The 13,566-nt window shown below is 37.4% G+C and carries 11 protein-coding genes and 1 other RNA gene; 7 read left to right on the forward strand and 5 right to left on the reverse strand.

What is annotated here, in order from left to right:
* The first annotated feature begins 53 nt into the window (after positions 1-53).
* Both L5B90_RS01090 and L5B90_RS01095 read left to right on the forward strand, forming a co-directional pair.
* Entirely contained in the window at positions 54-1,739 is a 1,686-nt protein-coding gene (locus tag L5B90_RS01090) for a solute:sodium symporter family transporter (protein ID WP_250363036.1), read from the forward strand.
* Positions 1,740-1,742: 3 nt separating this feature from the next.
* On the forward strand, positions 1,743-3,191 hold the full coding sequence (locus L5B90_RS01095; protein ID WP_250363035.1) for a sulfatase-like hydrolase/transferase: 1,449 nt from the start codon (positions 1,743-1,745) through the stop codon (positions 3,189-3,191).
* Positions 3,192-3,467: 276 nt separating this feature from the next.
* Here the strand turns inward: L5B90_RS01095 and L5B90_RS01100 are convergent, their stop codons facing one another.
* The gene (locus tag L5B90_RS01100) at positions 3,468-4,016 is read right to left on the reverse strand and encodes a KdsC family phosphatase (RefSeq protein WP_250363034.1); all 549 of its coding nucleotides are present in this window, start codon (positions 4,014-4,016) and stop codon (positions 3,468-3,470) included.
* A 4-nt stretch (positions 4,017-4,020) separates the two neighbouring features.
* Entirely contained in the window at positions 4,021-4,956 is a 936-nt protein-coding gene (locus L5B90_RS01105) for a KpsF/GutQ family sugar isomerase (RefSeq protein WP_250363033.1), read from the reverse strand.
* A 122-nt stretch (positions 4,957-5,078) separates the two neighbouring features.
* Here L5B90_RS01105 and rnpB point away from each other — a divergent pair.
* Positions 5,079-5,464, forward strand: an RNA gene (gene rnpB, locus L5B90_RS01110) — RNase P RNA component class A.
* Positions 5,465-5,514: 50 nt separating this feature from the next.
* Here the strand turns inward: rnpB and matP are convergent.
* Positions 5,515-5,964 carry a macrodomain Ter protein MatP gene (gene matP, locus L5B90_RS01115; protein WP_250350231.1) on the reverse strand — a complete coding sequence of 150 codons (450 nt, stop codon included), beginning with the start codon at positions 5,962-5,964 and terminating at the stop codon, positions 5,515-5,517.
* A gap of 493 nt (positions 5,965-6,457) precedes the next feature.
* On the opposite strand from matP, the gene L5B90_RS01120 reads away from it, so the two are divergent.
* The 3 genes from L5B90_RS01120 to fabA all read left to right on the forward strand — a co-directional run bounded on the left by L5B90_RS01120 (position 6,458) and on the right by fabA (position 9,501).
* A complete protein-coding gene (locus tag L5B90_RS01120) occupies positions 6,458-6,676 on the forward strand; it encodes a hypothetical protein (RefSeq protein ID WP_265761902.1) in 219 nt (72 codons plus the stop codon).
* Between the two features lie 265 nt (positions 6,677-6,941).
* A complete protein-coding gene (locus tag L5B90_RS01125) occupies positions 6,942-8,705 on the forward strand; it encodes a Lon protease family protein (RefSeq protein WP_265761903.1) in 1,764 nt (587 codons plus the stop codon).
* 262 nt (positions 8,706-8,967) lie between these two features.
* Positions 8,968-9,501 carry a bifunctional 3-hydroxydecanoyl-ACP dehydratase/trans-2-decenoyl-ACP isomerase gene (gene fabA, locus L5B90_RS01130; RefSeq protein WP_250363030.1) on the forward strand — a complete coding sequence of 178 codons (534 nt, stop codon included), beginning with the start codon at positions 8,968-8,970 and terminating at the stop codon, positions 9,499-9,501.
* A 61-nt stretch (positions 9,502-9,562) separates the two neighbouring features.
* On the opposite strand, the gene ybaK is transcribed toward fabA, so the two are convergent.
* A complete protein-coding gene (ybaK, locus tag L5B90_RS01135; RefSeq protein WP_250363029.1) occupies positions 9,563-10,045 on the reverse strand; it encodes a Cys-tRNA(Pro) deacylase in 483 nt (160 codons plus the stop codon).
* A 73-nt stretch (positions 10,046-10,118) separates the two neighbouring features.
* Here ybaK and L5B90_RS01140 point away from each other — a divergent pair, with 73 nt between their 5' ends.
* Positions 10,119-11,093 carry an oxidoreductase gene (locus L5B90_RS01140; RefSeq protein WP_265761904.1) on the forward strand — a complete coding sequence of 325 codons (975 nt, stop codon included), beginning with the start codon at positions 10,119-10,121 and terminating at the stop codon, positions 11,091-11,093.
* A 191-nt stretch (positions 11,094-11,284) separates the two neighbouring features.
* Here L5B90_RS01140 and L5B90_RS01145 read toward each other — a convergent pair whose 3' ends face one another.
* A complete protein-coding gene (locus L5B90_RS01145) occupies positions 11,285-13,522 on the reverse strand; it encodes a calcium-binding protein (protein ID WP_265761905.1) in 2,238 nt (745 codons plus the stop codon).
* Between the last annotated feature and the right edge of the window lie 44 nt (positions 13,523-13,566).

Genomic DNA, 13,566 nt, shown 5'->3' on the forward strand with positions numbered 1-13,566 from the left:
CTTACCCACCAAGTAAACTAAATCTACGGTTAATTGACGGAGGAGAAGTTATTATGTGGCTGACGATTTTTAGTTTTCTATTTGTAACAGGGGCAGTTGCGTGGGTAGCTTGGCAAAAAACCAAAAATGATGATTTATCAACAGCGAAAGGATATTTCCTTGCTGGACGGGGATTAAATGGTTTAGTTATTGGTTGCTCTATGGTATTAACATCATTATCTACAGAGCAAATTATCGGTGTCAATGCGAATTCCTATAAAGGTAATTTTTCCATTATAGCTTGGACGGTTCAATCAGTTATTCCACTTTGTTTCTTAGCACTGTATTTATTACCAAAATATATTCGCAATGGCTATACCACCATTCCAGAGTTTTTTGAAAGTCGTTTTGATCGCCAAACTCGCTTGATTATGTCTGGATTATTTTTAATTTTTTATTTATTTATCGTAATTCCGACCGCACTTTATACTGGAGCAATTGCGTTTAATAAAATTTTTAACTTAGAAAGCGTATTTGGAATGAGTTACGCTGAATCTATTGTTTATACCGTGATGGCAATTGGTTTTATTGGCGCAATTTATGCCATTTTTGGTGGTTTAAAAGCGGTGGCTGTATCAGATACGGCGAATGCGATTATCTTAGTTATTGGTGCTATATTAGTCCCTATTTTTGCGCTAATTTATTTGGGAAATGGGAGTTTCATTGAAGGGCTACGCATTGTTGGGACAACCCATATTGAAAAATTTAATGCAATCGGTAGTGCAACGGATGCGGTACCTTGGCCAGCTATGTTTACAGGCATTTTAATTGTAAACTTTTTTTATTGGACGACGAACCAAGCGATTGTGCAACGTGCATTAGGGGCAAAAGATTTAAAATCAGGTCAGAAAGGGATTTTGATTGCAGCTCTCTTCTTGCTTTTACTCCCTACCATTTTAAATTTACCGGGTTTATTGAGTTTTCATATTTTGGGGGAAGGAATAAATCCAATCGATTTGTCCTATCCAGAATTAGTCAATCGAGTATTACCAACCGTATTACAAGGGTTCTTTATTGCGGCATTATTTGGTGCAATTTTAAGTACATTCAATTCCTTCTTAAATTCAGCAGCAACCATTTATTGTAAGGATTTATTACCTTCACTAACGCAAAGAACCTTCAGTGAAACCGAATTAATTGTTTATGCGAAAAAGGTTTCAGCAATAATGGCAATTATCACGATCATTATTGGTCCTTTATTAATGTTTGGTACAGAGGGGATTTTCTTGCTTACTAAACGTTTTGCCGGTTTTGTCAATATTCCTATTGTTGCTTTATTTGCTGTCGGGCTATTTAATAAAACCGTATCAGGATTAGCCGCACGTATTGCTTTATTGGTGCATATTATTTTGTATTTCCTCATTGTTTGGGTGTTTAATGTAAAAGTAAATTTTGTATATGTTATGGCAGCACTATTTGTTTTTGATGTCATATTAATGCTCGTCTTAGGGTTATTCTTACGCAGAAAAACGCCTTATGCTGATAATCTCTCTAACCAAAGCAATGTCGATTTAAGTAATTGGGAATATATTAATATTACAGTAGCCTCCCTTGCTTTAGGTTTGGTTTCACTTTATGCACTGCTTTCACCTATTGGGCTTGCTTCAGAAAATGGGAAACCACTTTGGGTACTTGCAGCTTACGTTATTCTTCAAGTGATTTTATTTGTGGTAATTGGTCGAAATAAGAAAAAGGTGTAATCAATGAAAAATGTAATTTATATTCTTTTAGATCAAGTTAGAAAAGATATGCTCGGTGCGTATGGGCATCAGATTGTCAAAACGCCGAATTTAGATCGTCTAGCGCGAGAAGGCGTGCGTTTTAACAACGCTTTCACGCCAGCTTCAGTATGTGGACCTGCACGTACGTCATTATTTACAGGGCAAATGCCGTCCACACACGGCATTATTCGTAATGGAGAAAAAGGCGGAATAGGGGAAGTGCCTCCTGAACAGCCTCATATCGGTAAATTGGCAGGATACAATTGCTATGTAGCTGGAAAATGGCACGTTGGCACGCGATCTGTGCCAAAAGATTACGATATTAAAGGGCATAATTTTGACGGGTATGGTTACCCAGGAAGTCGCGTTTATAAAAATTTAGTCTTCGATCAGGCACCAACTCAACCAAATCGTTATCCTGAATGGCTTGCAGAAAAAGGTTTCCCAACACCTGAAGTAAGTTTAGCTTATTTTGGTGACAATCCTCATCTACGCGTTCAAGAGCTGTGTGGTTTGCTTTCTGGCACAAAAGAACAGACATTACCTTATTTTATTATTGATGAAGCGAAAAGTTTTATCCAAGAATCGCTAATACAACACAAACCTTTTTTTACTTGGATTAATTTTTGGGGACCACATACTCCTTGCATTGTACCGGAGCCTTATTATTCAATGTATGATCCAAAAGACGTCGTGTTAGATCAGAGCTTCTTCAAGCCTTTAGAAGGAAAACCGGGACATTATCGTACGATTTCTAAAATGTGGGGAATGTGGGAAGCCAGTGAAGAACGCTGGAAAGAGGTAATAACCAAATTTTGGGGATATATCACATTAATTGATGATGCCATTGGTGACTTATTTGACTTCCTTGAAAAACACAATCTTTATCAGGATTGTTTTATTGTCGCCACCGCAGATCACGGCGATGCAATGGGCGCACATAGAATGATCGAAAAAGGGGAGTTTATGTTTGATACTACCTATAATATTCCTCTGATTATTAAAGATCCACAATCCCAACGTATCAACGAAGTAGATGATAATTTAGTTTATTTGCACGATTTGACTTCCACCGTTTTTGATATTGCAGGACAACCCATTCCAGAAACTTTTCAAGGAGAAAGCCTATTGCCCATTTTACGAAAAAGTAAATCCAATGATCGCAAAGGGCTACTCGCTCAACTAGCGGGGCATTTTGTTTATTTTGAACAAAGAATGTGGCGTAGGAAAGATTACAAACTGGTCTTTAATGCAAGTGATGTAGGAGAATTGTACGATGTTCGTAATGACCCTGAAGAGTTACATAATTTATTTTCTGATCCCAAATATCAGCAAGTGAAAAAGGAAATGTTAGAAGAAATGCGGGCAGAAATGCTGAAATATAAAGATCCACTAGAAAACTGGGTATATCGTATTATTAATGAACTCTAACTCTTCTAATAATTACGAAAAGAAAAAAGTGTAGTGAAAAATAATAAGCAGCTTAGAAGTTGAACTAATTTCGGTTGTTGATTTTATTAAAATTAGCACGGAGAACTTTCTTTTATTGAAATAATATAAAAACTCAATGATTAGAGAAGGTTTTTGAGATTTATTAAGAAAATTATGGTTATCGTTGTATTTTCCTTACACTCAAAATGGATAACAATATCTTTTAAGAAAGCACAGACAAATTAGTTTTGACCGCTCTTTTCCTTTTTGATTGTTTTACTGTGCCATATTTTCTACGGTTTTGAGAAAGCCTTGTGCGGTGGCAAAAGCATCACTTTTTCCTTGCGCACGCATAATCATATCTGACATTTCACGAAATGCGCCTTGACCACCGTGACGTTGTAGCACGTAATCGGCACAATCTTGTACATAATCCATCGCATCACCTACCGCAAAGGATAATCCACATACTGCAAAAGCAGGGAGATCTACGCTATCATCGCCAATAAATGCCGTTTCTTCTGGGGTTACGCCAGCTTGTTTGATTAATTCAAAACAGGCGCTTTCTTTTTCTAATTTGCCTAAAAAGAACAGGTTAATACCAAGATCAGCAATGCGTTTGCGTAAAATAGGGGAGTCTCGCCCAGAAAGTACGGCAACCTGTATGCCATTTTCCATTAACATACGAATGCCTAAACCATCACGAACGTGGAAACTTTTAAAGGCTTCACCGTTGGCATCATAGTGGAGTAAACCGTCTGTGAGTACGCCGTCCACATCGGTGATCACGAGTTTGATATTTTGTAATTGTTCGTTTGAAATCATAGTATTAGCTCGAAAATTCAATTAAACCTACCACGTTTTTAGCGTCATCTAACACAATTAATGAATGAATTTTGTGTTCTTTCATCACATTTTCTGCTTCCGCTAAATAGCAATTGGCATTGATGGTTTTAGGTTGTGAGGTCATCAGTTCTTGTGCGGTTTTACTTAAGGCTTCCGCACCATTGCGTGTGAGCGTTCGGCGAATATCACCATCGGTAATAATGCCTTTTAATTCATTGCCTTGCATTACAATTGCCACCCCCATACGTCCTTCATTCATAATGCTTAAACAATCGGTAAATGAGGTGGAAAGCTGTGCAATAGGTAATTTAGTTTGCATCTGATCTTTCACTCGGGATAACAAGCGTTTACCTAAACTTCCTCCCGGATGATATTTGGCAAAATCTTCAGGTTGGAAGTTTCTTGCGGTAATTAATGCAACGGCAAGGGCATCACTCAAGGCGAGTGTAACCAAGGCAGAAGTGGTCGGTGCAAGATTATTCGGGCAAACCTCACGCTCCACCGTAATATCTAGCACATAGTCTGCGTGTTTTGCCAAGGTGGATTGTTTATTGCTGGTTAATGCAATGATTTTATTACCAAAATTTTTTAAACTTGGAATAAGTTTATTTACATCATCGGTTTCACCGCTGTAGGAAATTAGCATTACAATATCAATGGGCTTGAGCATACCTAAATCGCCGTGAAAGGCTTCTGTGGGGTGAAGGAAAAAACTGGGCGTCCCTGTGGAAGCAAAGGTTGCTACCATTTTTTTGCCGATCAGCCCTGACTTACCAATTCCACCGACAACTAAGCGCCCTTCGCAATTTAGAATTAATTCTACCACTTGGTTGAATTGCTCATCTAAACGCTGGCTTAGCTGTAGTAAGGCCTTTTGTTCCACCGCGAGGGTGTCTTGTGCGATTTTAAGATAATCCATTGTTGCCTCTTTCATATTAAGCAAAAGTGCGGTTATTTTAGCGCAAGTTTTTTATGAACTCTAGCAAGATATTTTATTGTGCTTTTCTTGCATTTCCTTGATATTGCGCTATACTCTTGCTCCGAGTTAGCCAAACAATCGCTGGTTTATTGAAGCCCTAAACCGTTTATAACGACCTAGTGGGACAAATAGACGAGAGGAAAGTCCGGGCTACATAGGGCAGAGTGCCAGATAACGTCTGGGAGGCGAAAGCCTACGACAAGTGCAGCAGAGAGCAGACCGCCGATGGCTTTTTAGCACAGGTAAGGGTGAAAGGGTGCGGTAAGAGCGCACCGTGTGAGTGGTAACATTTCACAGCAGGGTAAACTCCACTCGTAGCAAGACCAAATAGGAACTCAATGGGTGGCCCGCTCAGAGTTCGGGTAGGTTGCTTGAGCGTTTGTGTGAATAAACGCCTAGATGAATGATTGTTCAACGACAGAACCCGGCTTATCGACTAACTCAAAGAATAAAATAGCCTCCATTTTTGGAGGCTTTATCTTATCTTAAAAGTGCGGTCTATTTTTTCAATAAATCTTTTAACCCTTCTTTCATTGCCGACATTTGGTGTTCATAAGCCGCTTTACTTTCCCGTTCATCAATCATATAAGTGATGGTTTCAGAAAGCGTCATTTTCATTTTCTTAGCATATCTTGATAGCCTTAACCATACAGAATATTCTAAATCAATTGATTTTTTCTTGGTGGTTTGCTTTTCCGCATTGAAAAAACGTTTACGCCGCGCGCGAATCGCTTGATCTAATTTCACGACTAAATTAGGTGAAAGATGCATTTTCACCCATTCTTCTATTTGTACAGCATTATTTTGCACAGCGATCAAACGGCGTACCATTTCTTGCTGTAAACTACGCTCTTCATAGCGTGTAATTTGCTCCCCTTCACGGGCTTTTTTGGTTAAATAGAGCCATTTCCAGTGCGCTTCTTGATTTTCTAGCTTTTGGTATTTCATCGTATTTCCTCAAGTCCGTTACGGGGTAACTCTATAAGTTTACGCTGTTCTGATTTTTTTCGCTAGTAAATTTTATTCATTTGCCTCTATTAATGGGATTTGTTTTGTTAAATAGGTCAGCTCATTATCCTTTACAATCTATGTTATTTATTGCAAAATGCGATGAATTATCAAGGAGAATCATATGTCTGATTACATTTCTAGAGCGGAGTTTGAGCGATTTACTCGTTATAATGAGGAAGCTATCTCTCTCTGTTTAACCGAGTGTTAGGGTTAGATCTCGTTTTACGAGGAATCGTTTTACCATTATCTACTACTGAACAAAATTCTACGCAAGTTATACAGGATATTGTTCAGTTATTAGAAAATGTAAAGAATCAAATGATTACTTCTGATAGCATTGCACCTGAACATCAAAAAGATATTTTTGCAAGCACGAATGAAATGATAAAGATGTTGCAGGATAGACTTCATAAAATGGAGGAATAAGGCAATGAAAAAGAATTATGAGTTATCATCAGTTATTGGTACTGTTGTTACTACTTATGCCTCAACTTATACTGAATTGAAAGGCAGACAGGAGGAGCTTGTCTCTATTGAGGGAAAAATAAGTGAAATAAAAGAAGATATTGGAGAACTCAAAGCAAACTTCAAAATAATGGAAAAAACATTAATTGAAATTAATAATAAACTTGATAAAGTTGTTGAATAGCGTAAGTGGTATAAGGCAGCTGCGGGTTTTGTCATTGCAGCATCAACAGCAATTATTGCATTTATTGTTTTTCTCATTTCATATTCAAGTGAGATAACTGCGATCAAAGAGCTTCTTACTCAAGTTATTCAAAAATCCGCCTAATAATTCTTATTGAGATTTTTCTCGTTTATTTAAATTTAGTCGCTACTTGTGGGATATTCAAGCTTAGCAGATTATGCGATAATCCACTTTTTCAACCATTACCTAAAGAGAGCCACATACTTTGCCTGCGTTATTTAATCAAGTTTTATCTTGGCAGAATTTGCGTCCTGAATTAGCCGGACGAGCAGATTTTTCACAATCTATTGATTTTTTTGATTTACAATCTCGCGCTCGTGCTAGCATTGCGCAATTCTTACAAAATTCTGACCGCACTTTGCTCGTGTTAAAAGCCGATCAGCAAGGGGAATATGCGGTATTACTGGAAAAATACATCAGTAAGTTCCAACCACAACATTTGCCGTTGCAAGGTGTGCGTTATCATATTGAACAAGGTTCTGAGCAACTATTGCCTACTATCACCTTACAAAATGCGACTAGCTTGGAAGATAATTTTGCAGCAAAAAAACAAGTGGCAAGTGCGATCTATTATGATCACCAGCGATTATTTGGTAATGTACGAGAAAACGCACAACAGATTGATTTACAAAGTGGCTTGGTCCATCAACTCAATGGTGGGGTACTGATTTTAAGCGTAGAGCCTTTATTAACACAAGTAGGCTTATGGGAACGATTAAAACAGCTTTTGAGCGAACAGCATTTTCATTGGCAGTCTTTACACCCTTATAAACCATTGCCTTGTGAGATTCCAAGTTACGATCTGGCATTAAAAGTGATTTTATTGGGCGATCGCACGCAACTCGCTTTATTAGAAGAATTAGACGAAAATCTTTACCAACTTGCCGATTATGGCGAAATTGAAAGCTATTTTTCTCTTGATGATGAGCAAACACAGCGGCAATGGCAAAATTATGTGCAGTCTTATGCCAAACAGCTTGGCATACAGCTTAGCATTGAGGGAATAAATAGGTTATATCAGCTTTTAGTGCGAGAAAGTGAAGATCGCCATTGTATTAATATTTCACCGTTAAAGCTAAAAGAAATGCTGAGCAACACCCGAACCTTAGCACAATCCGATGAATTAAGTGCGGTGCAATTTGAGCAATATTTTCAAGCAAAACAGCAGCAACAAGGCTTTTTACAACAGCAAACCTATGCCGATATTCTGCGCGAACAAATTTATGTTGCCACTCAAGGTGAGGCAGTCGGGCAAATTAATGGGCTTTCGGTGATTGAGTATCCCGGTAGCCCAATATCCTTTGGTGAACCTTCACGGATTAGCTGTATTGTTCAGCTTGGTGAGGGAGAAGTGATTGATGTTGAACGTAAAAATGAGCTGGCAGGCAATATTCATAGTAAAGGCACAATGATTGCTGAAGTCTGTTTAGCGAATATTTTGGATTTACCGACTCAACTGCCGTTTTCTGCCTCTATCGTTTTTGAGCAATCTTATAGTGAAATTGATGGCGACAGTGCATCGCTTGCCTGTTTCTGTGTGTTAGCCAGTGCCTTAGCATTGCAACCGTTACCTCAGTCCATCGCAATTACAGGGGCGATTGACCAGTTTGGACTTGTTCATTCTGTCGGTGGAGTAAATCAAAAAATTGAAGGCTTTTTTGCCATTTGTGAAAAACGAGGGCTAACGGGGAATCAAGGCGTGATTGTGCCTTCTGCAGTGTTAAATCAGCTGAGTTTATCGGAACAGGTAATCAATGCGGTGAAAAATCAGCAATTTTCAATTTGGGCGGTTGATGATGTTTTTCAAGCCTGTGAGATTTTGTTTAAACGCCATTTATTAGCCGAGGAAGATAGCACGTATAATGAACAAAATCAGCCACTCAGTGAGCTTATTAATCAACGTTTAAACGCCCATTCTGAGCAACAAAAAAGTGGTTTTTGGTATTGGTTATTGGGGAGAAAAAATTAACATTTTTTACACCGCACTTTTCTACCAAACCAGAGCAAAAAACTGAGGAAGAATTAAGTCTCGTTAAAAGAGCGGTGAGATTTTTCCAATTTTTTAGGCGAGCAGCAATGTTCGCCTTTTTCTTTATTAAAATTCACTTATTTACCCACTGATCGGACAAGTTTAGCGAACAAGTGTTAGCTGTATCTATTTCATCGAAAGCCTGATAGAATAGCTGCCGAATTGATACATTCAGTATCATCACATATTAGAGGACATAAAAATGACAAACACTTGTACACCAAATAAAAAAAGTAGCTACAACTATGAAGATTTATTGGCATCAGGGCGTGGTGAATTATTTGGCGAACAAGGCCCACAGCTCCCAGCCCCAACAATGTTAATGATGGATCGCATTGTAGAAATGAATGAAACAGGGGGAACCTTTGGTAAGGGATATATTGAAGCAGAACTAGATATTCACCCTGAGTTGCCTTTCTTTGCTTGCCATTTTATTGGTGATCCAGTAATGCCGGGCTGTTTAGGGTTAGATGCCATGTGGCAGCTTGTTGGTTTCTATCTTGGTTGGATTGGTGGCAAAGGTAAAGGCAGAGCCTTAGGTGTTGGTGAAGTGAAATTTACAGGACAAATTTTACCAACGGCGAAAAAAGTGATTTACCGCATTAATATGAAGCGTGTGGTAAACCGTAAGCTAGTGATGGGATTAGCTGATGGTGAAGTCGAAGTCGATGGCAGAGTGATTTATACAGCAACAGATCTAAAAGTAGGTTTATTCCAAGATACTTCCGCCTTCTAGATAAATGACTTAATTTTCCCTATTGGCTCAAATGTTACCCCTTTTCCCATTTGAGCCTTTTTTATTCTATGTCATCAACAATATCAGCAAAATTTGCTTGCAAAATCTCGGCTAAATGCTGAGGAGACAGTTCCACACTTAACCCTCGCTTTCCACCTGATACGTAGATATGCTCAAAATTTAGCGCAGATTGTGCAATCACTGTTTTCACTTTTCTTTTTTGCCCTAGCGGACTAATGCCTCCGACTAAATACCCCGAGCTTTTTTGGGCTGCCTCTTTATCTGCCATTTCCACTTTTTTCACGCCGATAGCTTTTGCTGCTTTCTTCAAATTCAGCTTATTTGCCGTAGGAAGCACAAAACAAGCGAGTTTTTTCTGATCGCCATTTTCAGCCACAAGTAAAGTTTTGAAAGATTGTTCGGGCGGAATGCCTAATTTTTCTGCAGCTTCATCACCAAAATGGAGGTTGTTTGGGTCGTGATCATAACTATGCAACACAAAAGGGATTTTATGCTTTTTTAATAAATCAATGGCTGGTGTCATTTTCTTTTCCTATCAGAATTCGGTAAAATGCAGGGCTTATTTTACGCCGATTATTAAAATTAAGGGAGAAAAAATGTTAAAGATCGCCATTGCCGCAGAATTTGAATTAGCCGAAAAACTGGCTGAATGTTTAGAACAAAGCCAGCTTGAAATTGACCACTTATCCGTCGTGGAAATTTTTCCATTTAATGAAGAACAGGGGATTCGTTTTAACAATAAAGCGGTGGTGCAAATAGTGCCAGATGAGGTGGATTGGACAACTTTCAATTATGTCTTGTTCGCAGGCGAAGTGTCAGCGGCAAGCCATTTAGCAAAAGCAGCAGATGCAGGCTGCGTGGTGATAGATTTGTTTGGGATTTGCGCCAGTTTACCTGATGTTCCGCTTGTTCTTCCTACCGTAAATGATCAGCAAGTTATGGAATTACGTCAGCGCAATATTGTTGCTTTACCTAATCCACAAGTAACCCAAAGCCTCTTGCCACTTGCTGATTTATTGCAACAATATCCACTAAAACAGGTACTTATTACATCATTATTACCTGCTTCCTATATGGGAGATGAAAAAGTGGCACAGCTTGCCGGACAAACCGCACAACTATTAAATGGTATCCCTTTAGATGAAAATGTTCAGCGCCTAGCCTTTGATGTTTTCCCTGTAAAAAGTGCGAATTTGAGCGCGCAAGTGCAGAAAATTTTCCCACAGCTTGATAATGTAGTGTTCCACCAAATTCAAGTTCCTGTGTTTTACGGTCTTGCCCAACAAGTCAGCGCCTTTTTTGATTATGATGTGGCAAGTGAAGCCGTAGCAGAAATGTGGCAACAAAATAGCTTGATTGAATATCACCCAGAAAGCCAAATTACCCCTGTAATTAATGGCGAAAATGAAAACGGTGAAAGCGAAGTCAAACTGCACATCAGCAACCTTAATCAGCGAGAAAGTGCGGTGGAAAATGGCATCGAATTTTGGTCAGTGGCAGACGAACAACGCTTTAACCTCGCCTTAATGGCAGTGAAATTAGCCGAATTGGTATACCAATCGGGTTATTGATTTGCTTTTAAAGAGTTCAAAAAGAAAGAGTTCAAAAAGAGAGTGCGGTGAAAAAATTTACGTTTTTTCTACCGCGCTTTCTTTTTTTGCTCCCTTCACTTGCACTTGATTTTACAATAATACGCTGCTAGCTCGTATTCACCCTTTCATAGGGAGTACTATCTTGCTTTAAAATTGAAGTGACTATATTTTTACAGAACCTCAATTACTTGATTAATATGAGATTTAAACTGTTGTAAATCCAAAGGTGAAAAATTATCAGCAGTATATTGAGGCAAGATTTCCATTGTTTCTTTTACTAATTTTTCAGTCTGATGGATATTTAATTCAGCCGAATTAGCAAATTTAATTTGCTCTATTTTGTGATCATTATGATTATACCAATCTTTAATTGTAATTTTATCTTTTTGTAGTAAAGATTGAATAATGAGATCATTATTATTTTTACTAAAATAAAGATCTGATATATCTTCAATATCTGTAAATATTAAGTTATCAATATCATAGTCTCGATTAGAATAATTACTATCTTCAAAAATTGTGTCTTGTCCATGACCTTTGCTGAGTAGATAAGTATCCGCACCAAAACCACCTTTTAGAATATCATTGCCTTGACCTCCAATTAAGGTGTCGTCCCCCTGAACAGCATTAATAATATCATCGCCATCACCACCAAAAATAGTTGTGCTACCTTGCCAGTCGTTAATAATATCGTTATTCTCTGTACCATATAGCTTCATAATACTATTATTTTTTAATTCATCTCTAGTCAATGCTTGATCTGCAAAAGTAAAGCGATCTATTTGATAATCCTCATGTGCATAAAATTTATTTATTCTTATGCTATCATTTTCAGAATAACCAAATAAAATTAAATCGTTACTTTCTCTGCTAAATTTTACTTCATCAAAATTAACGTCAATAAATTGAAGGGTGTCAATATCATGTTCTCGATTAGAATAATTACCATCTTCGAAAATGGTATCTTGTCCATGACCTTTACTAAATAGGTAAGTGTCTGCGCCAAAATTACCCCTTAAAATATCATTACCTTTTTCACCAATAAGAATAGAATTACCTTGCCAATCAATAATTTCATCATCTCCGTTAGTTCCATAAAGACGCATAACATTTCCATTCTTCAATTCATCTCTAGTTACTATTTTATCTGCAAAAATGAAACGATCTATTTGATAATCCTCATGTGCATAAAATTTGTTTATTCTAATGCTATCATTTTCAGAATAACCAAATAAAATCAAATCGTTACTTTCTCGGCTAAATTTTACGTCATCAAAATTAACATCAATAAACTGAAGAGTATCAATATCATGTTCTCGGTTAGAGTAATTACTATCTTCAAAAATAGTATCTTGCCCATGACCTTTACTAAATAGGTAAGTGTCTGCACCAAAACCACCTTTTAGAATATCATTGCCTTGACCTCCAATTAAGGTGTCGTCCCCCTGAACAGCATTAATAATATCATCGCCATCACCACCAAAAATAGTTGTGCTACCTTGCCAGTCGTTAATAATGTCGTTATTCTCTGTACCATATAGCTTCATAATACTATTATTTTTTAATTCATCTCTAGTCAATGCTTGATCTGCAAAAGTAAAGCGATCTATTTGATAATCCTCATGTGCATAAAATTTATTTATTCTTATGCTATCATTTTCAGAATAACCAAATAAAATTAAATCGTTACTTTCTCTGCTAAATTTTACTTCATCAAAATTAACGTCAATAAACTGAAGGGTGTCAATATCATGTTCTCGGTTAGAATAATTACCATCTTCGAAAATGGTATCTTGTCCATGACCTTTACTAAATAGGTAAGTGTCTGCGCCAAAATTACCCCTTAAAATATCATTACCTTTTTCACCAATAAGAATAGAATTACCTTGCCAATCAATAATTTCATCATCTCCGTTAGTTCCATAAAGACGCATAACATTTCCATTCTTCAATTCATCTCTGGTTACTATTTTATCTGCAAAAATAAAACGATCTATTTGATAATCCTCATGTACATAAAATTTGTTTATTCTAATGCTATCATTTTCAGAATAACCAAATAAAATCAAATCGTTACTTTCTCGGCTAAATTTTACTTCATCAAAATTAACATCAATAAACTGAAGGGTATCAATATCATGTTCTCGGTTAGAGTAATTACTATCTTCAAAAATAGTATCTTGCCCATGACCTTTACTAAATAGGTAAGTGTCCGCACCAAAACCACCTTTTAGAATATCATTGCCTTGACCTCCAATTAAGGTGTCGTCCCCCTGAACAGCATTAATAATATCATCGCCATCACCACCAAAAATAGTTGTGCTACCTTGCCAGTCGTTAATAATATCGTTATTCTCTGTACCATATAGCTTCATAATACTATTATTTTTTAATTCATCTCTAGTCAATGCTTGATCTGCAAAAGTAAAGCGATCTATTTGATAATCCTCAT

The organism is Avibacterium sp. 20-129 (assembly GCF_026226845.1).
Classification (GTDB): Bacteria; Pseudomonadota; Gammaproteobacteria; order Enterobacterales; family Pasteurellaceae; genus Avibacterium.

Excerpts from the sequence above, each read along its gene's own strand:
- fabA (WP_250363030.1), top strand. The coding sequence starts at position 8,968 with ATGACAAACACTTGTACACCAAATAAAAAAAGTAGCTACAACTATGAA.
- L5B90_RS01095 (WP_250363035.1), top strand. The coding sequence starts at position 1,743 with ATGAAAAATGTAATTTATATTCTTTTAGATCAAGTTAGAAAAGATATG.
- ybaK (WP_250363029.1), bottom strand. The coding sequence starts at position 10,045 with ATGACACCAGCCATTGATTTATTAAAAAAGCATAAAATCCCTTTTGTG.
- L5B90_RS01105 (WP_250363033.1), bottom strand. The coding sequence starts at position 4,956 with ATGGATTATCTTAAAATCGCACAAGACACCCTCGCGGTGGAACAAAAG.
- L5B90_RS01120 (WP_265761902.1), top strand. The coding sequence starts at position 6,458 with ATGAAAAAGAATTATGAGTTATCATCAGTTATTGGTACTGTTGTTACT.
- L5B90_RS01140 (WP_265761904.1), top strand. The coding sequence starts at position 10,119 with ATGTTAAAGATCGCCATTGCCGCAGAATTTGAATTAGCCGAAAAACTG.
- L5B90_RS01100 (WP_250363034.1), bottom strand. The coding sequence starts at position 4,016 with ATGATTTCAAACGAACAATTACAAAATATCAAACTCGTGATCACCGAT.
- matP (WP_250350231.1), bottom strand. The coding sequence starts at position 5,964 with ATGAAATACCAAAAGCTAGAAAATCAAGAAGCGCACTGGAAATGGCTC.
- L5B90_RS01090 (WP_250363036.1), top strand. The coding sequence starts at position 54 with ATGTGGCTGACGATTTTTAGTTTTCTATTTGTAACAGGGGCAGTTGCG.